A 26,535-nucleotide genomic window follows, 5' to 3' on the forward strand; every position below is an offset into this window, starting at 1 on the left:
CAGGTGCAGCGTAACTTCTTAGGCAAACGGAGAAAGGCATGGCAACGGTGAAGCAAGTCCTGAAAGCGAAGTCCGATACGGCCGTCCATACGATCAGCGCCGAGGCGAACGTCTACGAAGCGATTGCATTGATGTCGCATGCCGGCGTCGGTGCGCTCGTCGTGACGGCGGGCGGGGATCAGAACGGCGCGGTGCGCGGCATCGTGACCGAGCGCGACTACGCACGCAAGGTGATCCTGCAGGACAAGGCATCGCGCACCACGACGGTCGGCGAGATCATGTCCGCGCCGGTGATGTCAGTCGGTCTCGCCACGCGCACGGACGATTGCATGGCGCTGATGACGCGGCATCGCATCCGTCATCTGCCGGTGATCGATGGGGCGCGGCTCGTCGGCATGGTGTCGATCGGCGACATGATCCGCTATGTGATCGACGAGCAGCAGTTCGCGATCGACCAACTCGAAACCTACGTGCGCGGCCCGCACCACGATGCGCCGACCTGCGCACTCACGCGCCGCAGTCCGCTGCCGCAAACACTCGCGACGCGGCTTATGTGAGTTCTACACACTCGTCAAGTCGCGTCTATCTCGGCGGGATACGCCGCCTCTTTAGGAACGGCTCTCTCGTTGCGGCGCAGGCGATTGACCTGCGCCAGCCCCAGCGACAGACCCGGGTCCAGATAATGAATGACGAGGCTGCGGCGCTCGCCCTCGAGCACATCGAGATTGCAGTGCTGCATCAGAAAGCCGTTGAACACGTAGATGCTGCCCGCCGTGCCCCGGATGCGCGTGCACAGCCCCTTGCCCAGATGGCGTTGTGTGCGCGCCGCGCGAAGCGGGAAGGGTAGCGCGCGCTCGCCCCACTGCATGCTCTTGCGCAAGACGTTGTCGCGGCGTCGCGGAATGCCGCGCGCTTTCGGATAGACGATCAGATCGCCGCTGCGGTCGTCATCGCTTGCGGTCTGCAGCACGATCACGAGCGTCAGCACTTGCGAATCGAAATGGCGGCAATGGCTGCCTGACGTCGATGCGCTGCTTCCCACGCGAAGCCCGAACCACGGTCCTACCTTTCCGTCGACATGCATCGTCGAGGCGAGCCAGTTCGACGCGGCCCGCACCGCCTCGCTTTCCAGTTCCCTGAACGCGGCGTCGTCCCGCAGCGTGTGCACGATGTCTTTCGCGCAGCCGAAGAACTGCTCGTGATCCGGTGTCGCTTCGTAAGCCGCATCGAGCTTGCTTTTGATCGCGGCGAGCGTCGGCGGCGCCACCATCGATTCGAAGATCGCGATACCCCCTCGCGATGCCTGCGTCAGTGCGGCACGGTCTTGTGCATTCATATAGCGCTCTCGGGATGACGTGGATGGACGGCGATTCGCTTGGGCGTCGCATGTCCTGCGGCGCATTTGATACGCAATCCTATGCTTGACCATCATGCCGCTATGTACGACGACGAACGCATGTTCGCGACGTGACGTATCGGCGGCAACGCGGCCGCCGGCGAGCCGATACTGCGTCTATGTGCGCTGCCGCTCTTAGCAACGATTGCGAGCGCACCCTTATGCGCGAAAGCCGACATAGCAAACGTGAACGCGCCTCGCCGCCCGGGCGGAGCGTGCGTCTTCGCACTGAGCCGCGTATACCCCACAGGTAAATTTCCGGCAACGGGGATGAGCCTGGCCAGGTTCGTCGGCAGTCACCCGCGCGTGCACACAACAAGAGGCGGTCGCCGGTTGCTTTGGACACGACGACACCCAACGACATGCGACGGTAGAACAATGAACAGGGTATTGGACAGGGCATCGCTCGAAGACAAGCTGTGGGTGGCGAGTTTCATCGCAGCCGTCGGCAGCGACGTGCTCTCGGGCGTCATTCGCTACTACACCTCGATGGCAGGCGTGCCTCAGGCCGCGTATCTTCCCAAGCTGCTGATGCTTGCCTGGGTGATGTACACGCTGATCAGGCGTCCAAGAGCGAGCCACGCGCTCATCGCGTTGTACATGCTCGCGGAATCGTGCGTGTCGCTATCGCATGGCGTTGCGCCCGAAGCCGTCGGCTTCTGGCTGTGGACGGTCATGCCGATGCTCTTCGCGCTCACCGCGACACCGCAAGCACTCGCGTATCTGAACGGCCGGGTTGCGACAACGGGGCTCGCGGTGCTGGCGGCGCTTTGCGGCATCGGCATCCTCGCCAACACCTTCATGACGATGCCGTGGGTCGGCGTCAGCGTCTCCGTCGGCGGGCATAACGTACGTGCCGCTGTGGCGTCGTATGTCGGCATCGCATCGCGGCTTTCGGGCTTCGGGCGCGACAGCGCATCCACGGGCCTGATGGCGGGTCTCCTCACAGCGTGGCTGCTGATGCGCACGGACAAGCGCTGGTTGCAGTGCGTGCTGCTCGTGTGTGCGGGCGCGGCGATTCACGCCACGACCAACAAGACGGCGCCGGTCTCGCTGGCCATTGTCGTCGTTGCGCATTGCTTCTTCTCGACGATGACGATCAAGCGCGCCTGCCTGTGGGCCGCAGGAATCGCGATCGCGTTTCCGTTCGTGTCGTACATCGCCACGCTGATGTTCAATCTTTCAGGCACCGGTTTCACCACGCTCGCTTCGTTCCAGGACCGCATGTTCAACACATGGCCGGTCATCATGGAAGGATTGCTGAAGAACAACCGCATCTGGCTCGGCCTCGGGCCGGGCGGCTTCGGCTCGGCAACGACGTATTACGAGAGCGCGTTCGGCTTCAATGTCGCCTACGCGGACAACTCGCTGCTGTATGCGATGGCGAACTTCGGGATCGTCGGCGCGCTCCTGCTCGTGGCGTTTTTCGTGCGGCTGATGATGCGCGCTCCGACCGATGACCGGCCGACGTGGGCGATGCTGCTTTATCTGCTCTTCTCGTGTGCGACGACCGATACGTTCGAATCGATCGGCTGCCTGCTGTTCTTCGGCGTCACGTTGAGCTATCTGCGCGAGAACGCGGCGTTCATGCAACCGGTCATCTGGCGCATGCCGGCCCGCTTTACGCCGGCCAACTGGCGGGCGCGCGCAACGGTGATCGATGCGCCGCACGACGGCCTCCGGGGGCTCTGACATCATGCAGAAGAGCGGCAATATTCGGCGACGGCTCGCGGTGGCCGCCGTACTGGCGATGTGCGCGTCCATGCTGCCCGCATCGGCGACGCCGAGTCTCACCATCGATGGCTCGTCGTCGTCGCTCGAACGCGCGTACGTCGCGTTGCCGTCGTTTGCATCGGCGAGGGCGAACACGGGCGTGGCAATCCACCAGATCGGCGATACGAAACTGCTCGACGCCGTGAAGGACGTCGGCTTCTCGTTCGTGCGCACCGACCTCTTCTGGGAAGCGGTGCAAGCGCCCGATGGCTGGCACTTCGCCGGCTTCGATGGTCTCGTGAACAATCTGCGCGCACGCGGCCTCGGCGCGCTGCTGATTCTCGGCTACAAGCATTACGCCTTTAGCCCGAATCAGCCGCCGACATCCGCGCCGCAGCTTGCCGCGTTCCGCACGTATGTCTATCAGGCCGCCTTCCGCTATCGCGATGCACCCGTGCGCTTCGAAGTGTGGAACGAGCAGGACCACAAGGATTACTGGCTCGCGGAACCATCGCCTGCGGCTTATCGCGCGCTGCTTCAGAACGCGGTGCAAGCGGCGCGGACCGCCAATCCGAACGTCGTGATCGCAACGGGCGGAGTCCAGCAGGTCGATCGCGGCTTCATTCGCGCAGTCGGCGATATCAGCGCGACGCAGACGGGCCCCGATGCAGTGAGTGTGCATCCATACCGGCAGCAGGAGCCGGAGACGGTGCTCGACGACTATCGCGAGTTGCGCCACGACCTGTCGGGCTACGTTAAACGTCCGCAAGTGTGGGCAACCGAATGGTCATACCCGAGCTTCGGATATCACTATGTAGCTGATATCGGAAATGGTCATTCAAGTGAGGCGCGTGCGAGGCAGGCTAACTATGCGGTGCGGCTGCTGATGATGAACTGGATCGCGCAGGTCGGGCTGACGTCGTATTACGACATGCGCAACGACGGCACCAACCCGAAGGAAATGGAACATAACTTCGGACTACTGGATGCCGGAAACAGAAAGCTGCCCGCGTATCACGCAGTAAAGCATCTGTTCGCGTTCACGGGCAACGCAAAAAACGCGCGCTACTTCATCGACGAGAAGGAGCAGACCGTCGTGCTCAAGTTCGACGATGCGCGCGCCACGAAATACGTTGTCTGGTGCTACGGCGCGGGCAACGTCATGAATCTCGATGTATCGCGTCTGCCGGCCAGCGCGGTCATCGCCGATCTGTACGGCACGCGGCGCGACAGGCGCAACGTGCTGGCAGTGACCGAAGCGGAAGGACCGGTGTTCATCACGGTCGGTTCATAGCATCAAGCGGCGTGTACGAGGGAACGCGCCGTCGTCGGTTGCGACTGACGTCTCTGGTTTTCATCTAATTTGTTAGGGATATAACATGCTTTCATATAACATGCGCCCCGCCATGACGCCAGTTCCGCAACGCGGCGACGGTCTGGCCGATCTGTGGCGCAGCGTCGTGCGTCACAAGACCTTGCTCGGCGCTGTGACCGGCACGTGTTGCGCCGCGGGCGTGCTTTACGTTCTGCTCGCTACGCCGCAATACCGCGCCGAGGCGCTGTTGCGCGTGCAAAGCAAGGCGGGCACGTCGATCAGCGCACTGTCGGACGTATCCGGTTCCATGGCCGCCGATGCTTCCGCCAGTGATGAAAGCGATGTACTGACTTCACGCTCGGTCGTGAGCGCCGCGATTGCACAGACGAGCGCCGATACCGTCGTCGAGACGCAAAGTCATTTTCCGCTGATCGGTAGTTATCTGGCTTCGCGTCACGCAAGCGACAGCGAGCTCGCGCCCGCGCCGTTCGGACTGGACCAATATGCATGGGGCGGCGAGCGCCTGAAACCCGGCGTTTTCACGGTGCCCGAATCCGCGTTGAAGATGAAGTTCCACGTGATCGCGGGGCAAGGCGGACGCTGGACGCTCTTCGACAAGGACGACAAGGCGCTCGCGCAAGGGCGTGTCGGCGAGACTGTGTCCTTTCAGGTCGATACGCCGGAAGGGCGTGCTCCCGGCGAACTGCGCATCGACACGTTGCGTGCGCGTCCCGGCGTGAGCTTCGAGTTGCGCAAGTACTCGCAACAGACGACGTTCGACAACGTGCTCGCGCGGCTGCGCACGTCGATTCCGCCGCGTGAATCGACGCTGCGCGATCCGTCGTTGATCCGTCTCAGCTATCAGGCCGAATCGCCGCTGGTGGCGCAGGCCATGGTCAACGCGATCATCAAGACGTATCAGGAGCGCGATGCCGAACGCCGCGCTGCGCAGGCGCAGACGAGCCTAGACTTCCTGAAGAAGCGCCTGCCCGCGCTGAAGCACGATCTGGAAGCCGCGGAGAGCCGTCTGAACGCGTTTCGCACGCAGACCGGCACGGTCGATATGGCGCAGCAGAACACCGCGCTCATCACGCGCATGAGCCGCCTCGAAGAGCAGCAGACGACCTTGCAACTGGCGCTCGACGCCGCGCAGCATCGCTATCGGCCCGAGAACGAGAACTATCAGAGCGCGCTCACGCAGCTCAATCAGGTGAAGCATGAGATTGCCGAGACGTCGAAGATCGCAGCGAACCTGCCCACCGTGCAGCGGCAATACGTCGAGCTTGCACGTGATGTGGCCGTCACGACTCAGCTCTACACGAGCGTGCTGACCAATGCGCAACAGCTCGAAGTCGCGGCAGCCAGCACGCCGCCGGGCATGGCCGTAGTCGATTGGGCGGTCGCACCCGAGAAGCAATCGTGGCCGCGTGCGTGGATCGTGCTGCTCGGCTCCATCTTCGGCGGCTTGTTCCTCAGCACCGTGTCGATCTATCTCATCGCGATGAATCGCAAGGAGCTTCGTAGTCCGGAAGAAATCGATCACTTCTCGCAACTGCCGCGTCTTGCCGTGATCGCTCGTTCGACCGCGCAACTGAAGCAGGACGTCCGCGCGCTGACGCACAACGCCGCGCCCGCCAAGCTGCTCGCGATGGCGAGTCCGACCGATCCGAGCATCGAAGCGCTTCGTTCGCTGCGCAGCAGTGTGCGTGCGATGCTGAGCGGCGCGCCGGTTCCGATGAACCAGTTCGGCCTGGGCGGCATGAATCCGTTCAATTCGGCCAACGCGATGTCGTTCGCCGGAACCACGAGCGTGATGAATCCCGGCTACGTCGTCGATGCGAATCAACCGGGCGGCAAGGTCATCCTGTTTACCGGTCCGACACAAGGTGTGGGCAAGAGCTTCGTGTCGTCGAACTTCGCGTATCTGCTGGCCGAGACGCGTGCGTCCGTGCTGCTGATCGACGCCGACATGCGTCAAGGGCGGCTGCGTCACCTCGTCGATGGCCGCACCGGGCCGGGGCTGGCCGAAGTGCTGGAAGGGACCGCGCGCCCGGACGAAGCAATCGTCCCGCTCGGCAACGGTGGTCTCTCGATCATGGATGCGGGCGCGTTCTATCCGGAGAACCCGGCGGAACTGCTCGGCCGGCCGGCGTTCCAGGAAACGCTCGCCATGCTGCGCGACATCTACGATTACGTCGTGATCGACTCGCCGCCGGTCCTGCCGGTTAGCGACGCGCTTTCCATCGCGACGCAGAACTGCGACTTGGTGCTGCTGGTGTCGCGGGCCGATCGGACGGGTGCGCGGCAACTGGAGGAAACCTTGCGGCGCCTGGAGAACGTGGGCGCGAAGGTCGGCGGTCACGTGTTCAACGGGTTCGCGCCGGGACGCTACGGCGCACGCGAAGAGTACGGCTTCAAGACGGTCGCGCGTTAAGCGGGACGGGCGGTCCGGCGGATCATCACGCCGGACTGCCGAGCTGCCGGACGGTCAGGCGTCGGCGTGCAGGAGTTGCTGCAACGTGCCGACGACTTCGTCCCAGCCGCCGAGTTCGCTTGCCCGCACGAGGCGCATGCTCGGATACCAGGGCGTGGACGTCGGCTCGCGCTCGTACCGCCACTCGGCGACCTGATTCAGGAACATGTAGCAGCGCTTGCCGAGGGCGCCGGCGTAATGACTCAGCCCGCCATCGTTGCCGATGAAGATATCCAGCTGGTCGATGATTGCCGCCGAGTGAGCCAGCGTCAGATCCAGGTTGAGCGTGGTGAAACGGTCGAGATCGGCCGAGCGCGGGTCGTTCAGCCAGCGGCGGCGTTCGAAGCCCCGTTGCATGATGACCCAGTACACATCGCGGGAGTCTTCGAACAGCGGATCGAGGTCGGGCAGGCACAGGCTGCGGTTCGCGAAGTTGTTCGCCGATTCGCAAGAAGACCAGAACAGGCCGACGCAGCGCCGTCCGCGCGCACGCGTCCGAATTTCATCGATGATGCCGTCGACACTCGACGGATGGGCCGGCTCGATGTACCGGTGCGACGGCGCGTAACCCAGCACCGGGAAGAACGACGTGAAAAGACTGAACGGGTCGGTCCACATTGCGGCGTCGCCGGACGGCTTTTCGAAACCGGCGGCGTACATTGTGCGGGCCAGTTCGGCTCGCTCCGGCTCGGGCATCGCGAGGCGAAGCAGGTTGTTGTCGTAAAATACCTGTACACCCATCGCTTCCAGCGCACAAAGGTAGCGCGACCAATTGACCATATCGCCATAGCCGGACGCGACCAGACGAACTTCGAGGCGCGCGGGCAGGGCGCGTTCGCCGGTCCAGTAGCCCGCCAGATCGAGATGAGGGAAGAGGATTCGGCGTGAATCATGGGACGACCAGTAACGATGCATTGCCGCGACGCCCTGCGCGATGCCATCGCGCCGCATCGTGCTGCGCGCCTGATGGTGGCCGAGGACGAAAGCCGAATGCTCGTCGAGACCGTCGGGAGTGATGCCGATAACGCCGTCGTCGTCACCGAGATAATGCCAGCCGTAGACGCGCCACAGACAGGCGGCAACCGGCGAGGTGTTCGCCTTCTGCGCGAACTGTTCAATGGCCGCGAGCGCCACTTCCTTAAGTCCTAGGTGAACACAGATGTCACACAGACAGTGAACGTGGAAAGCGAAATTCTCGGATTTGCGTGTCAGCCCGACGCAAATGTCGAGCGCCTTGTTGAATCGGCCAGCGCGAAGGTGGGTGACGGCTCGCCAGTGCCAGTAGTCGGGCGTGTGGCCGTCCGAAGCACGCCGTTCGTCGAGGAATCGGAAACACTCGGCGATATTGCCCGCGTAGAGTTGCTGATGGAGGTCGTGGTATTGCTCGATCATGCTGGAGTCCGTGAAGTAGGTTCAGTTGCGCTCGATCGTGTGATCCCGCTTGCTTACCTCTTTGTAGTAGGACCAGCGTGGCGCATCAACACGCGACTATGGCACGCAGAGCGGCAGTGTTTCAGATTCGGAATGATCGCCCAAGAAATTTGACGATTGGACGATCTCTACCTGCGACCAATCAGAAATTCCGCGGTTATTCCAGATAAGCCGCGGGCAAGGTTGCAAGCCAGGCGTTCGTCAAAGTCGCGCGCAAGCGGTACGGATTCTGGACGAATGGCGGACGCCATGATTGAACAAGTTCGTTCTGAGAATCAGGGCTTCATAGCAGTTGACGCGCGCCACGGAACATTGCATCGATCTTCGGGGATACGCCGCCGTAATTGCCGGACAACAGCTGCTCGCAAAGACGGAAGATGTCGATCATTTCGTCCGATTTGCTGCAGATCCCGATCCGGTTCATGCAGAAAATCTCGTCCAGAATAATCACGTCTCTTAATGTCGTGCAAAACAAAATAGGAACGCAGGGAAAGCGGCGTCTTAATTCGATAAGACAATCCAGATTACCTATATCCACGTCTCGCTGTACGCACACGGGATCGAGTATGAGAAGGTCGACGCTGTTGGCCTGCAGGCGGTCAATCAGATCGAAACGTAAAATCACCGAATCAACCGTGCTCTCCAATGGACCTTCGCTGAGCAGCGATCGCAAGGCGTGAACAATGACCGGTGCGGTTTCAGCGACGAGAATCTGACGACGAGCAAACTCCTGTTTCATTTCCATGCCCTGTAAGGTGTTGAAGAGTGAATCGGTTTCAGAAACCGAGAATAACTGAGTAAGAGGTCACGTACTATTAAAATTTTTCGACTGTCCATTCTAAACTCCATAGTAAGAGTCATTCTTATGAAAATCCGAGTTAAATTAAATGCCTTTGAGGTGAATTAACGGATTTGCGGCAGTTAGTTTTTAGAGGTCCGTGATCAATGCCTGTAATCGTCGAAACGGCTCAAATGAACAGGTCACGCATGAAACCTTCAAAAAGTGTTGCGTTGACTGAACAGACAGAGTTCGTCTTGCTGGCGTTGCTGCGAGCCTCGTCTTTGCAGCAGGGAAGATTGTGACCAAGGAGGTGAGGCCGCAATACGATGTATCTGAATTGACCTGCGCGGCGTGCTGCCGACCTCCGCCGAGAACGTGGAGCCATGCGCCGTTTGGGAGGGTGCGCGTTCGAGAGTTTTGTTCGAATTCACAGGTTGTACACGTAGATGGTTGTCGTTCACCGCTTCTCCTATACAGCCTGTAAAGCGGAGTCCGACGATTACTATTGCATGTCAGTTTGTTTCGCCGCGATATGTGGATTAATGCCAAATTTTGCGAAACATCCTTTCCCTGCTATTCAACGGGAACGTCCGTATTCATTGATTCCGTACCATCGAGTTAATGAGGCGCGACTGCCCCCCGTTCGATATTCGCAACCAAATTCAAGTTGAGCTAACCCCGCCCTTGGTGATTCGACTTATCTCATTCGGTCGACTGCCTATAATCTCGTTCCCGAACCACCATAGAAGTGCGTACAGTGAAGCGCAAGTTCCGCGCTTACATACGCTGTACAGTTGAGAGGCTTGTATGAATGATGTACGAGAGCGCATCCTCGGAACCGCCGCGCGTTTGTTTTCTCAGCATAGCTGCCACCAGATCGGCGTCGACCTGATTGCGAGGGAATCGAACGTGTCGAAGGTGACGATGTACCGGTACTTCCAGTCGAAGGAAGCGTTGTTGCTGGAAGTGTTGAAGGAACGGATGCAGGCAATAGAAGAGGCGCTCACATGCGCCATCGCCTGCAACCCGTCGGGCAGGGAGCGGCTTAGGGCGATCTTCCGATGGTACGAAAGCTGGTTCAATCAGCCCGATTTTCAGGGATGCGTCTTTGTCGCGGCGCTTTACGAGTATCACGCCCATCCGCAGGTAGTCAGCATGGCGGAGGCGCAAAGGGAGCGGCTTCGGGAACTGATCCGGCGCACTTTGCTCGACATGATTCATCCGTCCGTTCTGGACCAGTTGAGCCGCCAGATGGTGTTTTTGCTGTACGGCGCGATCTTTTTTGCGCAGACGGGCAGGAAAGGCGCGGCGGCGCAGGATGCGTGGGAATGCGCGAGTCAGCTTATCGACTTCGCTATACAAGGAAGAGCTTGATGGAAGGTATCAAGAACGCGCGAGCGGTCGCATGACGCAAGGATGGTCGCTCACGCCTCAAAAAGCCCGGGCAGTGCCGTACGGACAGCTTCTATGAAAATAGGAACAAGGCGCGGTCCGAGGCAGCGCGGGGCTTTCTAGCGATCCGCGTTGTCGCCGTCAGGCGGCACGCCCGCGGGGCTCGGGGGATCACGTAACTCGGCGTCTTGTCCTGGGGCGTGCGGCGGATCTTTAGGCTGCGCCGGGCCCAGATCGGTCAGGCCGTCCGAGTCGATCGGGTTTTCGGGCGGATTGGTGTTTTCAGGAGATGCGGTCGAAATAGTGGCTCCATTTCCGTGACGTTCCAGTTTTCGTTGCGCAGCAAGCGGCGGTCCGCTCGCGTGGGCATTTTTCGTGCTGAAACGGTATCGCGCGCTAGAACGCGCTTCCACGAACAACTGAACTGGAGTTGACCATGACAATTCCGCAGAACGAACCCGGCACCGATGTCGTCGATAACGACAAGGCGAAACAGCCAGCCACGCAGGCCGACGAGACCAACAAGGACTTGCCGCTAACCGAAGCCGATGACGGCAACACACGGACGCCGACGAATCCGTCTTGACCGCCGGTGGGACGGCCGCCGCGCGGCCGATGCTTTGCCAGTTCATCGTAGCTGTCGGTAACGGCTGATGTGGACGCGCCAAACCGGCAGCCACGCACGAAGAGCGGCTGCGGCAGGCGGGAGGCATCTGCCAATGACAAGCACGATATCTGATGTAAGCACGTAACAAAAATATCGCTAATTTGTCTTATGTCAAATCGTCCAGACGCCAATACACATTACCCCAACTCCCGCCCACGCCCCAACAAAAACTCCCGCTCCCGCGCATTCCTCGCCAACGCCGCCGCCGCAAGAAACTCCTCCCGCGCCTCGTCCTTCCGTCCGACGCGCGCCAGCAGATCGGCCCGCACACCGGGCAACAAGTGATACCCCCGTAACGCCTCCGAATCCCGCAGCCGATCGACGATATCCAGCCCAGCCTGCGCCCCGACCGCCATACTGACCGCGACAGCCCGATTCAGCTCCACAACCGGCGTCGGCGCGACCACCATTAACGCGTCATAAAGCGCGATGATCATCGCCCAATCGGTCTCAGCGGCAGTCGCCGTCCGCGCGTGGCACGCAGCGAGCGCCGCCTGCAGCGCATAGAGGCCGCGCGCACCGCCCAGCGCATCGGCTCGCGCAAGAGCCGCGAACCCGCGCTGAATCAGCAGCGGGTCCCATCGGCTGCGGTCCTGATCCGGCAGCAGCACCGGACGCCCGTCGCGGTCCACGCGCGCCTTGATCCGCGACGCCTGAATCTCCATCAACGCGACGAGCCCGTGCACTTCGCTTTCTTCCGGCATCAGTTCCGCAAGAACGCGCGCGAGCCGCAGCGCGTCCTCGCATAGCGCGGGACGCATCCAGTCGGCGCCGGCCGTCGCCGAATAGCCTTCGTTGAAAATCAGGTAGATCACTTCGAGCACCGACGCCAGCCGCGCCGCGCGTTCAGCGGCCTTCGGCGCCTCGAATGCGACGCGCGCCGCCGACAACGTCCGCTTCGCACGCACGATCCGCTGCGCGATCGTCGGTTCCGGCACGAGAAAGCCCCGCGCGATTTCGTCCGTCGTCAGCCCGCCGAGCAGCCGCAACGTCAGCGCGACGCGCGCATCCAGCGACAGCACCGGATGGCACGCCGTGAACACGAGACGAAGCAGATCGTCGCCAATATCGTCTTCGCGGGCGGCGTCGAGGGCATCGACGAAATCGGGGGTCACGTGCATCTCCTGCGCGTCCAGATCGCGGCCCAGTTCCTCGTGCTTGCGCGCGTGCAGCGCATGCTGCCGCAGACGGTCGAGCGCCCTGTTCTTCGCTGTCGTCATCAGCCACGCTCCCGGCTTGTCCGGCACGCCCGCACGGCCCCAGTGCTCGAGCGCCGCGACGAACGCGTCCTGCGCCAGTTCCTCGGCGAGCGCGACGTCGCGCACCACGCGCGCCACGCTCGCAATCACCTTCGCGGCCTCCATGCGCCACACCGCGTCGATGACCCGACGCGTCGCCGCATCGCGCTCGGTCAACGCGTCGTTCACGCCGCTTCCGGCGCCATGTGCACCAGTTCCCAGATGTGTCCGTCGAGATCCTCGAAAGCGTGTCCGTACATGAAGCCGTGGTCCTGCGGCGGACGCGGCGTGCGCCCGCCCGCGGCGACGGCCTTCGCGATCACGTCATCCACTTCCGCCCTGCTCTCGCACGACAGGCAGATGAGCGTCTCCACGTGCGTGTGCGCGTCGATCAGCGTCTTTTCGGTGAAGGTCTGGAAGAACGGTTCGGTCAGCAGCATCGCGTACAGGTTCTCGCCGATGACGAGGCACGCGGCATTCTCGTTCGTGAACGCCGGGTTGAAGCTGAGACCGAGCGCCTTGAAGAACGTCATCGATCGCTTGAGATCGCGTACCGGAAGATTCACGAAGATTTGCTTGTGCATGTTGCGTGTCCTGGTTTTCCTTTTCTTCGATGACGACGATCGACGCCCACGCCGATCGACAAAAAATCACAGATAACACCGCCCGATCTTGCGCACTTCGACCGTGCACCACGCCGCAGCCGGGCATTCGGCGGCGATCGCGATGGCTTCGGCGTGCGTCTCGCAATCGAGCAGGAAGAAGCCGCCGATCATTTCCTTCGCCTCGGCGAAGGGTCCGTCGATGATTCTGGCGCGGCGATCGCCGCCCGATGCATGCGATACCCGCGACGCATCCTTCAGCGATGTCAGCGATTCGCACGCGCGCAACACGCCGCGCGCCTTGAGTTCATCGGCGAATTCAACCATCTGCCGATACGCCTCCCGGCCTTCTTCCGGCGTTCGCTGCGTGCGCTGTTCGACCGGTTCAACGATGAGCAACAGAAAAGCCACGGCGGTCTCCTTAGAGCGGATTCGTGCCGCCAACTTAAACCGTCGCGAGGCACGCCGCAATCGGGAAAGATTCGTACGACAATAATGCTCAATTGTCGTACGTTACATCGAGTTACGCGCCGTTACGTGCAGTTCGCATCAATCGCAGGTAGTATCTGCGGCCAATCGTCTGATCGCTGACGCTTCTCAGGCAAAAACGACCGGTGTGCCCTCACGGTTCCGTCCAACTCCCTCGCTGCTTATGAACAACAAGAACGCATTCCTGCTGTCTCCTCTCGTCCTTGCGCTCGCTGCTTGCGGCGGCGGAGCCGACGACGCTTCGATGCCCGCGTCCGTCGCCAACGCGGCAAGCAAGCCCGCTCTCACGTGCGCGTCGCCGGCGACGTCATCGGCGTCGGGCGGCTCGGGACAGATTACCGTCGATACCCCGAGCACCGACGGCTCGCGCATGTATCCCGCTGGCGCGAAATTCCCGGTGGCGATCACGACGCGCGCCGGTTCCGCCGATACGCTCAAGTGGACCATCGCCGATGCGCTCGGCAAGACGGTCGCGAGCGGCAGCTTCGCCGTGCCGGGCGCCGCCACGAAAACCACCCTCACCTGCTCATCGACGCTCGCGGGCTATTTCGCCGTGTCGGCAACGCTCGCGAATCGCGGCGGACAGGTGCAGACGGCGGGCACGCGGCCAAACGGCATCGCGACTTTTGGCGTGATGCCGAATCTCGCCAGCGTCATCCCCCCGGTGACGTATGCGAAGCAGGAGCAGCATCGCTTCGGCATGCAGGGATTCAACGGCAACGCGACGATGCTTGGCGCGCTCGGCATCTCGTCGACCATCGACGACCGCCAGATGTCCGTGATGGAGCCGAACGGCCGCAACACCTTCAACCCGGCGGCGAACAATCTCGATCCGTTCTACACGTCCGGCAACGTGATGCGCCTCGTGCGGCTCGACGGCATGCCGGGCTGGGCGAGCGCGCACGGCCAGAGTCCGGACTACGGCTACGTTCCGAACGACCTGTCGTACTTCGCGAACTACATGGCGCGCGTCGGGCAGGAAACGGAAGCGATCCGCGCGCGCTACTACCCGACGATGTCCGCGAACTATTACCAGGTCACGTGGGAGCCGTACATCCTGTGGAAGGACACGGACGCCAACTTCGTCGCGCTGTACAAGGCGGCGTATCAGGGCCTGCATTCGAGAGATCCGCATGCGGTCGTGATGGGCCCGGCCGAGCCGTTCCCGTCGCTGACGACGGAGCGCCTCAAGCGCCTCGCGCCGCTCGGGCTGGCGCAGTATCTCGACGGCATCGCCACGCACGGTTATTACGATGCGGGCACGTCGCCGTCGCATCCGCCGGAGCGGCGTCACACTGACGCCAACCCCGCCGATGCCGCCAATTCGCTGCTCAACGAGATGCGCAATCTGCGCGCGGAAATGGCGAAGGACTACAAGCCGAACATGAAGCTGTTCGTGACCGAGACGGGCATCAGCTATGACATCGGCTCGAATTACGGTCCCAACTATCCGACGCCGAACGTGCTGTTCGCGCAGGGCGCGGTCGTCGCGCGCACGCACATCATCCTGCTCGGCGAAGGCGCGGATCAGACCTACGTGTTCTTCGGCCCGGACTTCCCCGGCGAACCGGGTTACGGCACGTTCTTCGATCTCGATCATCCGCAAGCCGAATTCGGCACCACGAACATCAGCCCGAAGCCGGCCGCCATGGCCGTCGCCGCGATGACGCGCGTGCTCGACGGCACGGTGACGCTCGGCCCGGTGAACAACCTGCCGTCGGGCGTGTATGCATATGCGTTCCAGCAGCGCGGTAACGGCAAGATCATCACCGCGCTCTGGACGCACAACAACGCGGTATGGCCGGCATCGAACGGAACCTTCAGCGCGACGTACAGCGCCGCCTACAAGCTCAACGTCGATGCAGCCGGCACGAGCGGCACCGTGCAACTGATCGACGCGATGGGCAACGTATCGAGCGCGCCGTACACAAACGGCGTCGTCACGCTGACGCTCACCGAATCGCCGCAGTACGTCGTATCGGTGAACGCGGATATCGCGAAGAGGAACTCGACGAAGCCGCAGGGCTATACCGGCGCGTAACTGTCAGGATCGATGCAAACGTCATCTCGATATTGACAGCGCCGCGTGTTCGCCTCGATACTGCACGACATGCACGCAACTCTTCTCCTCGCCATCGCCGCGATTAAAAACCCAGTGAACGCCAAGTACGGCGGGTCATCGGGAGAGCGTGTGCGCTAGCGAGAAACAAGCAAAAGCTGGCAAGTCGATTCCGAAGGCCCCGCCGAAAGACGGGGCCTTTTGCTTTATGCGTGCATCGCGCCCCGTCTTTGGCTCACATCATGGAGAGCAAGATGGAAGAGCTGTCGAAACTGCTGGACAGGCGCGGGACGCGCGTCGTGGTGTATGTCGATGTCGCCGCGCGTCATACCGTGTCCTGGCGTCTTCCGTGCGATGCGGAATTGCGCATCGGGAGCGCGTCTGTGTGGCTCACACGCCATTCAGATCCCTACGACTACTGGATGCAGCCGGGCGACGTGCTGCGTCTCGTGCGCGGCGAACGCATCTGGCTGTCGTCGGACTGCGATCACGCGATCGAAGTCTCGCTGACGTCGTATCGTGCGAACTTGAAGCGCCCGGCGTGGGCGCGCATCGTCGAGCGCTTCATGCCGCGCGCCGTCGACGCCATATGAAGCTCGCTGCCTAAGGCGCGACGCACCGAAAGCTCGTCGCGAGATTGACGCTGCCCTTGCCGATATAGCGCGGATAGCCGGGATAGCGGCAGATGGGTCGCGTGCGGCCGTTGGTGGCGGGCGCGATGTCGCTGCCGACGAGCGTTTCCGGTGCGACGCCGTTCGTCACCCAGTCGTCGAGCGCGCCGAGTTCGTCCCATGCGGGAATGAATACGCCGTTGCCGTGCTGAAAGCCCGGCACCATGTAGAGCCGCATGAACGAATCGACGGTGTCCTGACCGTAGCGCTCGACGAGCCCGCGATAGAACGCAAGCGTCTGGTTCGGGCTGATCACTTCGTCGGCGAGGCCGTGCATCGCGACGAGCTTGCCGCCGTGCGCGATGAACGCGGAGAAATCCGGGTTCATCGCACCGACGGTGTACGAAAGCGTCACGAGCCGCTGCCGCCAGTTTCCGGGGTTGTCGATATCGAACGACAAGACGCTGAAGCCCGGATCGCGCGTGACGAAGTGGCGGATATACGCATCGCCCTGAGCGAAGAGATAGCCGTTGGCCGCGAACGTCGGCGGCGCGACGAGCGTCGGCGAGTCGCCGAGGCCGAGCGCGCCCGAAAAATCGACGCCCTGGAACACGTTGTAACCCGGATACTGATCGACGCCGTAGGCGAGCGCGTACGGCATCGTCAGTCCGTCGCGCAGCAATTGCAGCGTGTCGAGTTGCGCATCGGACAGGCAACTGTCGCGCAGGGACGGACGCTGCCCGTTCGCGCAACGCAGTGACGCGATGATCTGCGGTTCCAGCTTCCGGCACGCCTCCACGTTACCGACGATGCCATCCGCGAGACCATCCAGCCGGTCGCATTCGTGCACGACGGTTTCGAACACGCGCCGCTGCTGCGCAATCCCGACGAAACCGCCCGGTTTCGCATACGATGCCTGCCCGAGCTTCACGCCGAGCAGCCGCACGCCCGAGAAGTTGATCGCGGGCGCGTTGGCGATCACGCCGTCGTAGTCGTTCGGGAAACGTTCGATCACGGTGAACCCTTCGCGTCCGCCCGTCGATCCGCCCGCGAAATACGTCTTGTCCGGCGTGCGCCCGTAGCCCATCTGGATCAGCGCGAGCGCCACGTCGCGCGTTTTCTTGAGATGCGCAAAGCCGAAATTGACGATCGCCTCGTCGTTGACCGCGAAGTCCGCGCGCCCCGAATTGCCGACGTGGCCCGAGTCGGAACCGAACGTCGCGTAGCCACGTGCGAGCGGCGTCGAGTCCGGGGCGAAGGGCATCGGCTGGGTGCCGGAAACGAGCACTCCGTTGTAGCCGCCGCCGCCCATCTGCAGCGCGCGGCCGTTCCAGCGGCTCGGCAGATTGACTTCGAAGCGGATGTCGGGCGTGGTGTCCTGCAGCGCCCGGATGACGCCGTTGATGCGGCAATACTCGCCGTTGCGGTTGCCCGGCGCGGCGGCCTTGACGACCGATGCCGTGGTGATCAGCGCGCCGCGCGTCGGCAAGCCGATGATCGACGCGGGCACGGTCTTGCCGGCGAGGTCGTCGCAATGCTTCGTGACATACGCGGCGGCGTGCGCGCTCGCGAGCGGCATCGTCGCGGCGATCGCGAGCAACAGTGCGCGGCACGCCCGTGACAACCGGCGCGAGGCATCGGAGGAAAAGAAACGGCGGTTGGGAAGCACGGGTTGGCGAGGATACTTCGATGGCCGCTCAATATATAAGAAGCGATCGGCGATAGCCATTCGGAGCCGCCGTCCGGCGTTGCAGCGGCACAACCGCCGCGAAGCACGGCGTGTGCCTCACTCGCCGTCCCACTCCCCGCGCAAATCGCTGTCCTGCAGGAGTTGCAGAAGCGTTTCGGCGGGCCGGCTCAGATGCTTCGCCCCGAACGCGATGAACTCCACTTCGGGCAATTCCGGCAACTCCGCCCGGTTCACCGGCGGCGCCAGCCCCCGGCCCGCCAGAAAATGCGAGCGCACCGTGAGCCCGAGCCCGCCGCGCGCCGCGGCGATGCAGCCAGCGTGGCTGCTGCTCGTGCAGACCATCTGCCAGCGCGCGCCGGCCATCGCGAGCTCATCGAGGACGACGGCGCGCGTGACGCTCGGCTCCGCGACGAGAATCAGCGGCAGCGGCAGGCTGGTATCGACGACCGTGCCCGGCTTCGCCAGCCATTCGAGACGCCCGCTGAAAAGCCGCGTGCCGCGCGCATCGCCGAGTCTGCGCTTGCCGACCGCGAGGTCGAGTTCGCCGGAATCGACCAGTTGATAAAGCCGCCCCGTCATGCCGATAGTGATCTCCAGTTCCACGTCCGGATGCGTATCGCGGAACGCCGCGAGCACGCTGGGCAGCGGCCCGAGCGCGAGATCGTCCGATGAACCCAGCCGTACGCGCCCGCGCAGCCGCTGCGAGCTGAACTGCGATTCGGCGTGCATCATCGCGTCGAGGATTACGCGGGCGTGGACGAGCATCGCTTCGCCGTCGGCGGTGAGCGCGAGCGAGTGCGTGTCGCGCACGAACAGCCGGCGGCCGACGCTTTCTTCGAGGCGTCGAATGTGCTCCGACACGCTCGATTGCCGCAGGCCGAGTTGCCGGCCGGCATCGGTGAAGCTGTGCGACGCGGCCACCGTCGCGAAGGTGTTCAGCCAGAGCGGATTCAGCATGCGGTATTGTGATCGGTTTTTCCGATCACAGTCAATGCGGTTAGCGGGCTTCCCGATGATATCGCTCGTCATTAAAATTTCACGATGCCGTTGCTACCGATATCAGCGGCGCGCTTACGACTTCACCCCATGACCAGACAGTCTTCGCACACGGCGCTACTTTGGATCGTCGCCGTGGGTTTTTTCATGCAGGCGCTCGATACGACCATCGTCAACACGGCGCTGCCTTCGATCGCACGCGACCTCCACGCCGCGCCGCTCGCGATGCAGGCGATCGTCGTCGCCTATACGCTCACGATGGCGCTGCTGACGCCCGCATCGGGCTGGCTCGCGGACCGCTTCGGCACACGGCGCGTCTACTTCGTGTCGATCAGCCTGTTCGTCATCGGATCGCTGACCTGCGCGATGGCCCGTTCGCTCGATCAACTGGTGCTCGCCCGCGTGCTGCAAGGCATCGGCGGTTCCATGCTGCTGCCGATCGGCCGCCTCGCGATCCTGCGCGCTGTCAGCGGCGAAGCCTATGTCTCCGCGCTCGCGATGATTTCCGTCGCCGGCCAGGTCGGCCCCATTCTCGGCCCGACGCTCGGCGGCTGGTTTGTGGAATCGTTCACATGGCACTGGATCTTTCTGATCAACGTGCCGATCGGCGCGGTCGGGCTTTATGCGGTGCATCGCTTCTTGCCCGCCGACACGCTGCACGATGCGCCGCCTTTCGATTTCATCGGCTGCGGATTGCTGTCGCTGTGCATGGTGTCGTTTTCGCTCGCGCTCGATTGCCCGGTCGAGACGCATCGCGGTGCGGTATCGGCTGCGCTGTTCGCTATCGCCGTGGCGTCCGCGTTCGCGTATATCCCGTACGCGCGGCATCGGGCCAATCCGCTCTTTCAACTCAGGCTCTTTCGCGAGCCGAACTTTAGCGTAGGGCTCGTCGGCAACCTGCTGTGCCGCATCGGATCGAGCGCGGTGCCGTTTCTTTTGCCGCTCATGATGCAGCTCGAACTCGGCTATAGCCCGCTGCACTCCGGTTTGATGATGCTGCCCATCGCGATCGCCGGCACGCTTTCGAAGCGCTGGATCGCGCGGCTCGTCAAGCGCTACGGCTACGATCAGTTTCTGCTGGTGAACACGGCGCTCGTCGGCGTGTCGATCGTCGCGTTCGCGGCGTTCTCGGCGTCGGTGCCGCTCGCCGTCGAGATTGCGGTGCTCGTCCTCTTCGGCGCATGCAACTCGATGCAGTTTGCCGCGATGAACAGCGTCACGCTCAAAGGCTTGTCGCGCGCGGACGCGGGCAGCGGCAACAGCCTCTTCTCGATGGTGCAGATGCTCGCGATCGGCCTCGGCGTGTCGATCGGCGGATCGCTCGTGCAGGTGTTCGAAGGACATTTCGGCTCGGCGTCGATTGGCTTTCGGCTGAGCTTCGTCTGCATGGGCGTGGTCACGCTGCTGTCAGGCGTGGTGTTCCGGCGGCTCGATCCGGCGCCGCCCGCGCGAGCGCAGGCATCGGCGGCGCGTTAGCTCGTGACGCCGGCTCGCGCTTTGGGCCGGCGCACGGCATCGGCGCTATCCTGCCTCTTCCCGCAAGCCCTTCCCTCTTTCGGAGCGTAACCGTGCAATACCGCAAATTCGGCAGCACCGGTCTCACCGTCTCGCGTCTCACCCTCGGCACGATGACCTTTGGCCTGCAAACGGACGAAGACGTGTCGCGCGACATCATGGACCGCGCGAGCGATGCAGGCGTCAATTTCATCGATACCGCCGATGTCTATCCGCTCGGCGGCACGGAAGACATCGTCGGACGCACGGAGGAGATCGTCGGGCGCTGGCTGGCAGGCAAGCGCGACCGCTTCATTCTCGCGACGAAGGCGGTCGGCGTGATGGGGCCGCTCGCGTGGAACAAGGGCGCGTCGCGCAAGCATCTGCTCGACGCGATCGACGCATCGCTCAAGCGGCTGAATACCGATTACGTCGATCTGTATCAGCTACACATGGACGACCGCGACACGCCGCTCGACGAGACACTCGAAGCACTGGATGTAATCGTGCGGCAGGGCAAGGCGCGCTATATCGGCGTGTCGAATTTTCTGGCCTATCGGCTCGCGCGGGCGCTGGGCCGTGCCGACGTGCTGCGCACGGCGCGCTTCGTCTCCGTGCAGCCGCGCTATAACCTGCTGTTTCGGCAGATCGAGCGCGAATTGCTGCCGCTGGCAAACGAGGAAGGGCTTGCAGTGATTCCGTACAACCCGCTCGCGGGCGGATTGCTGACGGGCAAGCATCGTCACGACGCCGCGCCTTCCGATGGCCGCTTTACCGCGACGGTCGGCAAGGCGGGCGAAATGTATCAGGAGCGCTATTGGCACGAGCGCGAGTTCCGGACGATCGAGAAGCTGAAGGAACTCGTCGCGCCGACCGGACGTTCGCTTGCGAGCACGTCGCTGGCGTGGGTGCTCGAAAATCCTGCGGTGACGTCGGCGATCATCGGTGCAAGCCGGCCCGAGCAGCTCGACGATACCCTCGCGGCCGTCGATCAGCCGCTCGATGCGGACCTCAAGGCGAAGCTGGACGATCTGACCGTCGAATACCGCTGGGGCGACGCGCAGCGGTAAGCGACATCACGCTCGCGACTGCCGCGCCCGATAGATGCCTTCGAGCGAATACAGCGCGAGCGCGGCCCAGATTGCGCCATAGCCGATCAACTGGTCGTGGCCGAACGCCTCGCGATACAGCACCACGCCGATCAGCAGTTGCAACGACGGCGTGATGTACTGGATGAGCCCGAGCATCGACAGCGGAATGCGGCGCGCACCGGCCGCAAACAGCAGCAGCGGCACGGCGGTGACAGGGCCGGCCGCGGCGAGCAGCAGCTTCACACCGGTTGATGCATGCGCGAATCCGCTGCCGCCGTGCGAGCTCAACACGAAGAGATACAGCAGCGCAATCGGGCACAGCAGCATGGTTTCGAGCGTGAGCCCTTCCAGCGCGCCGAGCGTCGCCGTCTTGCGCAGCAGCCCGTAGCCGCCGAAGGTGAGCGCGAGCGCGAAGCTGATCCACGGCGGCGCGCCGTTGGCCCACGTGAGCCACGCGACGCCGAGCGCGGCAACGATCACCGCGATCCACTGCCCCGGCCTCAGCCGTTCGTGCAGGAACGCCATGCCGAACAGCACGTTGACGAGCGGATTGATGAAGTAGCCAAGACTCGCCTCGACGATGCGCCCGTCGTTCACCGCCCAGATATAAATGCCCCAGTTGGCCGATAGCAGCACCGCGCTCGCCGCGAAGCGCGCGAGCAGCCGCCGGTCGCGCAACACGGGGCCGAGCCATTGCCACTGACGCCGCACGGTGAGCACGATGAGCAAAAACGCCATGGACCACGCCATGCGGTGCGCGAGCATTTCCACCGCGCCGATCTCGTGCAGCGCCTTGAAATAGATCGGAAAGAGGCCCCAAATGGCAAAGGCCGTGAAAGCATAGACGACGCCTGGATTCATTGTTCGATGCGTGAGGCAGTAAGGCTGCGGACCGATCGGAAGCCGTCTGCAAGGAATGGAAGCAGAATTCTAGTCGACGCGGCGGCGTTTCCTGTCTTTTGCGCGAGCCCGGGCGAGATTCGTGCTCGAAGTCACGTGCTAGCATGGCCCCGCACAATCACCTGTCGCTTCGCTAATGAACAACAATCAGCCGTCCGTCCATACCCGGTTCTTTCACATCCTGCTGTTCGTCGTCTCGGTTGCGCTCGGCTGGGTGCTGCTGCCGTTTTTTGGCGCCATCTTCTGGGGCGCGATTCTCGCCCTGCTCTTTCAGCCGATGCAGCGCTGGCTCACCGTCCGTTTCGGCAAACGCCGCAACCTCGCCGCGCTGACGACGCTCGCCGCCGCGATTCTCATCGTGATTATTCCGGTGGCGGTTGTCGCGGTGACGCTCGTGCAGGAAGTCGCGCTCGTCTATACGCGCATCAAGAGCGGCGACCTCAACTTCGGCCTGTATTACCAGCATGTGCTTCATGCGTTGCCCATGTCCGCGCAGCAAATGCTCGGGCGATACGGCCTCGACGACATCCCCGGCCTCCAGCGCAAGCTGATGGAAGGCGCGTCGCAGATCAGCCAGTTCGCGGCGGCGCAGGCGCTGCTGATCGGCCAGAACACGTTTCAGTTCGTCGTGAGCTTCGGCGTGATGCTGTACCTCGTGTTCTTCCTGCTGCGCGATGGCGGCGAGATCGGCCGGCGCATTCGCCGCGCAATTCCGCTCGATCCCGCGCCGAAGCAGCATTTGATCGCGAAGTTCACCACCGTCGTGCGCGCGACGGTCAAGGGCAACATCGCGGTCGCGGCCGTGCAGGGCTTTCTCGGCGGAATGATCTTCTGGATTCTCGGCATCAACGGCTCGCTCCTGTGGGGCGTGCTGATGGCGTTCCTGTCGCTCTTGCCCGCCGTGGGCGCGGCGCTCGTGTGGGTGCCCGCCGCCCTCTACTTCTTCATGACGGGCGAGATATGGCGCGGCATCGTGCTGGTGGTGTTCTGCGTCGTGGTGATCGGGCTCGTCGATAACGTGTTGCGGCCGATTCTCGTCGGCAAGGACACGAAGATGCCGGACTGGGTCGTGCTCATCTCGACGCTCGGCGGCATGGCGCTTTTCGGCATCAACGGCTTCGTGATCGGGCCGCTGGTTGCCGCGCTCTTCATGGCGAGCTGGGATATCTTCTCGCAGGACGAGGAAGGCAAGAGTGTATGAAAAAACGGCTCCGCGAAGGAGCCGTTTTCATTTTGGGAAACCGCCGCGTTAGCGTGAATGCGGCGAGTTGTAACGGCACTCGAAGCGCTTTCTCACCGTCCCGTTCTCATCGACGCTTTCCAGATACACATCGAACTGCCACAAGCGCGCCATGTGCTTGAGCACTTCGTCGCTGTCGTTCGACAGATGGCGGTTATCGGTCATGAAGTGACGCAGCGTGAGGCTGCGATCGCCGCGCGTGTTCACCGAATACACCTGGATGTTCGGCTCGCGATGATGAATGTCGTACTGCCGCGACAACGCCTGCCGCACGTAGCGATAGCCGCTCCCGTCGTGAATCGCTGATACTTCGAGCGCATCGCGCATGTCGTCGTCGAGGATCGAGAAGAGGCGCATCTCGCGTATCAGATGCGGCGACAAGTACTGCGCGATGAAGCTCTCGTCCTTGAAATTGCGCATCGCGTAGTGCAGCGATTCGAGCCAGTCGCTGCCCGCAAGCTCAGGGAACCACTCGCGGTCTTCGTCCGTGGGGCTCTCGCAGATGCGGCGGATGTCGCTCATCATCGAGAAGCCAAGCGCGTACGGATTGATGCCGCTGTAATACGGCTTCGTGACCGGCGGCTGATACACCACGTTGCTGTGCGAATGCAGGAACTCCATCATGAAGCCGTCTTCGAGACGGCCTTCGTTGTAGAGCGTGTTCAACAGCGTGTAGTGCCAGAAGGTCGCCCAGCCTTCGTTCATCACCTGCGTCTGGCGCTGCGGATAGAAGTACTGCCCGACCTTGCGCACGATGCGGATCACTTCGCGCTCCCACGGCTCCAGGAGCGGCGCGTTCTTTTCCGCGAAGTACAGCAGATTTTCTTGCGGCTCCGGCGGATAGCGGCTTTCTGTTTCCTCGGCGGACGGCGCCTTCTTGTTCGGCAGCGTGCGCCACAGTTCGTTGACCTGCGATTGCAAATACGCCTCGCGCTCGCGGCGCATCGCTGCTTCCTTTGCGAGCGACAACTTCTGCGGACGCTTGTAACGGTCGACGCCATAATTCATCAGCGCGTGACACGAGTCCAGCAGTTCCTCGACGCGATCCAGCCCGTAACGCTCCTCGCACTCCGCGATGTAATTCTTCGCATAAACGAGGTAATCGATGATCGCGTGGGCATCCGTCCACAGCCGGAACAGATAGTTGCCCTTGAAAAACGAGTTATGCCCGTAGGCGGCATGCGCGATGACGAGCGCCTGCATCGTCATCGTGTTCTCTTCCATCAGATACGCGATGCAGGGATTCGAATTGATGACGATCTCATACGCGAGACCCATCTGCCCGCGCCGATAGCTTTTCTCAGTGGAGAGAAAGTGCTTGCCGAACGACCAGTGCCGATAGTTCACCGGCATGCCGACGGAGGCATACGCGTCCATCATCTGCTCGGCGCTGATGATCTCGAGCTGAATGGGATACACGTCCAGCCCGTAGCGATTCGCGACGCGCGAAATCTCGGCGTCGTATTCTTCGATCAGCTCGACGCTCCAGTCCGACGGACACGGCAGCGGCCGCTTGTCTGCAACGTTCATCCTGCCTTCCTCGTGCGTCTTTTCGGACGCATTGCGTTGCCCCGCTTCCGGTCCGAGCTTCGAAGGAGCACGATCGTCCGTGCCGTCCAGATGATAACCACGCGCTTCGTTGTTCGAATGCCTGCTCGTCATGCGGCCGCCTGTTGTTTTTCGAAAAGCTCGCGAAAGACCGGATAGATATCCGAGGCCGAGTCGACTTTCTTCATCGCCAGTTCAGGGGCGCCCGCTGCCAGTTGAGCATACTCCAACCAGAGATTCTGCTCCTCTGGCGCTACCTGGATATAGGCAAAATACCGGACCTTCGGGAGGATGTCGTCCGCCAGCAGCTTGCGGCATTTGGGGGAATCGTCGGTCCAGTTGTCGCCGTCGGAAGCCTGTGCGCCGTAAATGTTCCATTCAGTCGGCGAATAGCGCTCGTCCATGATCTTCTTCATCAACTCCAGCGCGCTCGATACCACCGTGCCGCCGCTTTCCGTCGAATGAAAGAAGGTGTCCTCGTCCACTTCCTCCGCACGCGTGTGGTGACGGATGAAGACGACTTCGATCTTCTCGTAGTTCCGTTGCAGGAACAGATACAGCAGGATGAAAAAGCGCTTCGAGAGGTCCTTGCGCTGCTCGTCCATCGAACCGGACACGTCCATCAGGCAGAACATCACGGCCTTGCTCGATGGCGTCGGCTGCTTCACGCGGTTGATATAGCGCAGATCGAAGGGATCGATGAACGGAATGCGTGTGATCCGCCCCTGCATGACGACAATTTCCGCTTCGAGACGCGCGATCTCTTCGGCGTCGCCGGCTTCGGCTTTGAGCTGTTCGAGCTGGCGTTCCATCTCGCGCAGTTGCGTCGCGAGCGGCCAGCCGAGCGCGATGCGCCGCCCGAGCGCGGAGCGCAGCGATCGCACTACGTCGATATTGTTCGGCGTGCCTTCCGCCGCCCAGCCCGCGCGCACGTTCTTCCACGTGGGCACGGCGAGCAGTTGCGTCTTGACGAGGCGCGGCAGTTCGAGATCGTCGAAGAAGTACTGCATGAACTCTTCGCGCGACAGCTCGAACACGAAGTCGTCCTGCCCTTCGCCCTCGTTGCTGGCACTCTTGCCGCCGCCGCCCGAGCCGCCCGGCGGACGCGGAATCTTGTCGCCGCGTATGTAATCGGCGTTGCCCGGATGGACATACTCGCGCTTGCCGCCCGGCCCATGCCGGAACGACGGCTCCGCGATGTCCTTCTTCGGAATCGTGATGCTTTGCGTGCTTTGAATGTCCTTGATGCTGCGATCGCGCACCGCGTCGGACACCGCACGGCGAATGTAGTTCTTGACGCGTCGCAGGAAGCGTTCGCGGTTCGCGATGCTCTTGTTCTTGCCGGCTAACCTGCGGTCGATGATTTGGTGCAGCACATCCAGTCTCCCGCGTAATTGGCGAGGTGCGAG

General features: G+C 62.5%; 22 protein-coding genes. 11 read left to right on the plus strand and 11 right to left on the minus strand.

All coding sequences use genetic code 11. The features are described from left to right. Positions 1-38: 38 nt before the first annotated feature. Positions 39-557: a CBS domain-containing protein gene (locus BG57_RS16425; protein WP_035966219.1), complete on the plus strand. Its 519-nt coding sequence runs from the start codon at positions 39-41 to the stop codon at positions 555-557. A 14-nt stretch (positions 558-571) separates the two neighbouring features. Here the strand turns inward: BG57_RS16425 and BG57_RS31215 are convergent, their stop codons facing one another. Next, the gene (locus tag BG57_RS31215) at positions 572-1,336 is read right to left on the minus strand and encodes a hypothetical protein (RefSeq protein WP_052005852.1); all 765 of its coding nucleotides are present in this window, start codon (positions 1,334-1,336) and stop codon (positions 572-574) included. A 438-nt stretch (positions 1,337-1,774) separates the two neighbouring features. Between BG57_RS31215 and BG57_RS16435 the strand changes: the two genes are divergently transcribed. The 3 genes from BG57_RS16435 (at position 1,775) to BG57_RS16445 (ending at position 6,858) form a co-directional block, all read left to right on the plus strand. Then, positions 1,775-3,088: a hypothetical protein gene (locus tag BG57_RS16435; RefSeq protein ID WP_174447229.1), complete on the plus strand. Its 1,314-nt coding sequence runs from the start codon at positions 1,775-1,777 to the stop codon at positions 3,086-3,088. A 1-nt stretch (position 3,089) separates the two neighbouring features. Further along, entirely contained in the window at positions 3,090-4,403 is a 1,314-nt protein-coding gene (locus BG57_RS16440) for a cellulase family glycosylhydrolase (RefSeq protein ID WP_035966300.1), read from the plus strand. 112 nt (positions 4,404-4,515) lie between these two features. Continuing rightward, positions 4,516-6,858: a GNVR domain-containing protein gene (locus BG57_RS16445; RefSeq protein ID WP_052005853.1), complete on the plus strand. Its 2,343-nt coding sequence runs from the start codon at positions 4,516-4,518 to the stop codon at positions 6,856-6,858. A gap of 54 nt (positions 6,859-6,912) precedes the next feature. On the opposite strand, the gene BG57_RS16450 is transcribed toward BG57_RS16445, so the two are convergent. Continuing rightward, entirely contained in the window at positions 6,913-8,289 is a 1,377-nt protein-coding gene (locus tag BG57_RS16450) for a hypothetical protein (RefSeq protein WP_035966220.1), read from the minus strand. A gap of 322 nt (positions 8,290-8,611) precedes the next feature. Next, a complete protein-coding gene (locus tag BG57_RS16455) occupies positions 8,612-9,067 on the minus strand; it encodes a response regulator (protein ID WP_152562621.1) in 456 nt (151 codons plus the stop codon). An 849-nt stretch (positions 9,068-9,916) separates the two neighbouring features. Between BG57_RS16455 and BG57_RS16460 the strand changes: the two genes are divergently transcribed. Then, positions 9,917-10,483, plus strand: coding sequence for a TetR/AcrR family transcriptional regulator (locus BG57_RS16460; protein ID WP_035966223.1), 567 nt, complete (start codon positions 9,917-9,919; stop codon positions 10,481-10,483). Positions 10,484-10,937: 454 nt separating this feature from the next. Further along, positions 10,938-11,087: a hypothetical protein gene (locus BG57_RS33055; protein ID WP_160174737.1), complete on the plus strand. Its 150-nt coding sequence runs from the start codon at positions 10,938-10,940 to the stop codon at positions 11,085-11,087. A 218-nt stretch (positions 11,088-11,305) separates the two neighbouring features. Here the strand turns inward: BG57_RS33055 and BG57_RS16465 are convergent, their stop codons facing one another. The 3 genes from BG57_RS16465 to BG57_RS16475 form a co-directional block, all read right to left on the minus strand. Continuing rightward, positions 11,306-12,532 carry an RNA polymerase sigma factor gene (locus tag BG57_RS16465; protein ID WP_052005859.1) on the minus strand — a complete coding sequence of 409 codons (1,227 nt, stop codon included), beginning with the start codon at positions 12,530-12,532 and terminating at the stop codon, positions 11,306-11,308. Between the two features lie 59 nt (positions 12,533-12,591). Then, positions 12,592-12,990, minus strand: a complete 399-nt coding sequence (locus tag BG57_RS16470; protein WP_035966224.1) for a VOC family protein — start codon at positions 12,988-12,990, stop codon at positions 12,592-12,594. A gap of 66 nt (positions 12,991-13,056) precedes the next feature. Further along, positions 13,057-13,419 carry a YciI family protein gene (locus BG57_RS16475; RefSeq protein WP_035966225.1) on the minus strand — a complete coding sequence of 121 codons (363 nt, stop codon included), beginning with the start codon at positions 13,417-13,419 and terminating at the stop codon, positions 13,057-13,059. Between the two features lie 241 nt (positions 13,420-13,660). On the opposite strand from BG57_RS16475, the gene BG57_RS16480 reads away from it, so the two are divergent. Next, entirely contained in the window at positions 13,661-15,538 is a 1,878-nt protein-coding gene (locus BG57_RS16480) for a hypothetical protein (protein ID WP_035966226.1), read from the plus strand. Positions 15,539-15,798: 260 nt separating this feature from the next. Beyond that, the gene (locus BG57_RS16485; RefSeq protein ID WP_035966227.1) at positions 15,799-16,149 is read left to right on the plus strand and encodes a DUF2917 domain-containing protein; all 351 of its coding nucleotides are present in this window, start codon (positions 15,799-15,801) and stop codon (positions 16,147-16,149) included. Positions 16,150-16,159: 10 nt separating this feature from the next. Here BG57_RS16485 and BG57_RS16490 read toward each other — a convergent pair whose 3' ends face one another. Further along, positions 16,160-17,746 carry a tannase/feruloyl esterase family alpha/beta hydrolase gene (locus BG57_RS16490; RefSeq protein WP_081850921.1) on the minus strand — a complete coding sequence of 529 codons (1,587 nt, stop codon included), beginning with the start codon at positions 17,744-17,746 and terminating at the stop codon, positions 16,160-16,162. 207 nt (positions 17,747-17,953) lie between these two features. Then, entirely contained in the window at positions 17,954-18,814 is an 861-nt protein-coding gene (locus tag BG57_RS16495; protein WP_035966228.1) for a LysR family transcriptional regulator, read from the minus strand. Positions 18,815-18,898: 84 nt separating this feature from the next. On the opposite strand from BG57_RS16495, the gene BG57_RS16500 reads away from it, so the two are divergent. Both BG57_RS16500 and BG57_RS16505 read left to right on the plus strand, forming a co-directional pair. Further along, on the plus strand, positions 18,899-20,329 hold the full coding sequence (locus BG57_RS16500) for a DHA2 family efflux MFS transporter permease subunit (RefSeq protein ID WP_075583155.1): 1,431 nt from the start codon (positions 18,899-18,901) through the stop codon (positions 20,327-20,329). 92 nt (positions 20,330-20,421) lie between these two features. After that, positions 20,422-21,417 carry an aldo/keto reductase gene (locus tag BG57_RS16505; RefSeq protein WP_035966231.1) on the plus strand — a complete coding sequence of 332 codons (996 nt, stop codon included), beginning with the start codon at positions 20,422-20,424 and terminating at the stop codon, positions 21,415-21,417. A 6-nt stretch (positions 21,418-21,423) separates the two neighbouring features. On the opposite strand, the gene rarD is transcribed toward BG57_RS16505, so the two are convergent. Beyond that, positions 21,424-22,299, minus strand: a complete 876-nt coding sequence (gene rarD / locus BG57_RS16510) for an EamA family transporter RarD (protein WP_035966232.1) — start codon at positions 22,297-22,299, stop codon at positions 21,424-21,426. Positions 22,300-22,474: 175 nt separating this feature from the next. Here rarD and BG57_RS16515 point away from each other — a divergent pair, with 175 nt between their 5' ends. Continuing rightward, complete coding sequence (locus tag BG57_RS16515; protein ID WP_035966237.1) at positions 22,475-23,539, plus strand: AI-2E family transporter; 1,065 nt, start codon at positions 22,475-22,477, stop codon at positions 23,537-23,539. 48 nt (positions 23,540-23,587) lie between these two features. Here the strand turns inward: BG57_RS16515 and BG57_RS16520 are convergent, their stop codons facing one another. Continuing rightward, positions 23,588-25,240, minus strand: coding sequence for a SpoVR family protein (locus tag BG57_RS16520; RefSeq protein ID WP_035966239.1), 1,653 nt, complete (start codon positions 25,238-25,240; stop codon positions 23,588-23,590). Beyond that, positions 25,237-26,502 carry a YeaH/YhbH family protein gene (locus BG57_RS16525; RefSeq protein WP_035966241.1) on the minus strand — a complete coding sequence of 422 codons (1,266 nt, stop codon included), beginning with the start codon at positions 26,500-26,502 and terminating at the stop codon, positions 25,237-25,239. The genes BG57_RS16520 and BG57_RS16525 overlap by 4 nt, the downstream gene beginning before the upstream one ends. Positions 26,503-26,535: the final 33 nt, after the last annotated feature.

Origin of the sequence: Caballeronia grimmiae (assembly GCF_000698555.1) — a bacterium.
Lineage (GTDB): Bacteria > Pseudomonadota > Gammaproteobacteria > Burkholderiales > Burkholderiaceae > Caballeronia > Caballeronia grimmiae.

Coding starts and splice junctions, on each gene's coding strand:
- BG57_RS16460 (WP_035966223.1), top strand. CDS start 9,917: ATGAATGATGTACGAGAGCGCATCCTCGGAACCGCCGCGCGTTTGTTT.
- BG57_RS16465 (WP_052005859.1), bottom strand. CDS start 12,532: ATGGAGGCCGCGAAGGTGATTGCGAGCGTGGCGCGCGTGGTGCGCGAC.
- rarD (WP_035966232.1), bottom strand. CDS start 22,299: ATGAATCCAGGCGTCGTCTATGCTTTCACGGCCTTTGCCATTTGGGGC.
- BG57_RS16520 (WP_035966239.1), bottom strand. CDS start 25,240: ATGACGAGCAGGCATTCGAACAACGAAGCGCGTGGTTATCATCTGGAC.
- BG57_RS16480 (WP_035966226.1), top strand. CDS start 13,661: ATGAACAACAAGAACGCATTCCTGCTGTCTCCTCTCGTCCTTGCGCTC.
- BG57_RS16425 (WP_035966219.1), top strand. CDS start 39: ATGGCAACGGTGAAGCAAGTCCTGAAAGCGAAGTCCGATACGGCCGTC.
- BG57_RS16490 (WP_081850921.1), bottom strand. CDS start 17,746: ATGCCGCTCGCGAGCGCGCACGCCGCCGCGTATGTCACGAAGCATTGC.
- BG57_RS31215 (WP_052005852.1), bottom strand. CDS start 1,336: ATGAATGCACAAGACCGTGCCGCACTGACGCAGGCATCGCGAGGGGGT.
- BG57_RS16435 (WP_174447229.1), top strand. CDS start 1,775: ATGAACAGGGTATTGGACAGGGCATCGCTCGAAGACAAGCTGTGGGTG.
- BG57_RS16500 (WP_075583155.1), top strand. CDS start 18,899: ATGCCGTTGCTACCGATATCAGCGGCGCGCTTACGACTTCACCCCATG.
- BG57_RS16495 (WP_035966228.1), bottom strand. CDS start 18,814: ATGCTGAATCCGCTCTGGCTGAACACCTTCGCGACGGTGGCCGCGTCG.
- BG57_RS16485 (WP_035966227.1), top strand. CDS start 15,799: ATGGAGAGCAAGATGGAAGAGCTGTCGAAACTGCTGGACAGGCGCGGG.
- BG57_RS16450 (WP_035966220.1), bottom strand. CDS start 8,289: ATGATCGAGCAATACCACGACCTCCATCAGCAACTCTACGCGGGCAAT.
- BG57_RS16515 (WP_035966237.1), top strand. CDS start 22,475: ATGAACAACAATCAGCCGTCCGTCCATACCCGGTTCTTTCACATCCTG.
- BG57_RS33055 (WP_160174737.1), top strand. CDS start 10,938: ATGACAATTCCGCAGAACGAACCCGGCACCGATGTCGTCGATAACGAC.
- BG57_RS16455 (WP_152562621.1), bottom strand. CDS start 9,067: ATGAAACAGGAGTTTGCTCGTCGTCAGATTCTCGTCGCTGAAACCGCA.
- BG57_RS16470 (WP_035966224.1), bottom strand. CDS start 12,990: ATGCACAAGCAAATCTTCGTGAATCTTCCGGTACGCGATCTCAAGCGA.
- BG57_RS16445 (WP_052005853.1), top strand. CDS start 4,516: ATGACGCCAGTTCCGCAACGCGGCGACGGTCTGGCCGATCTGTGGCGC.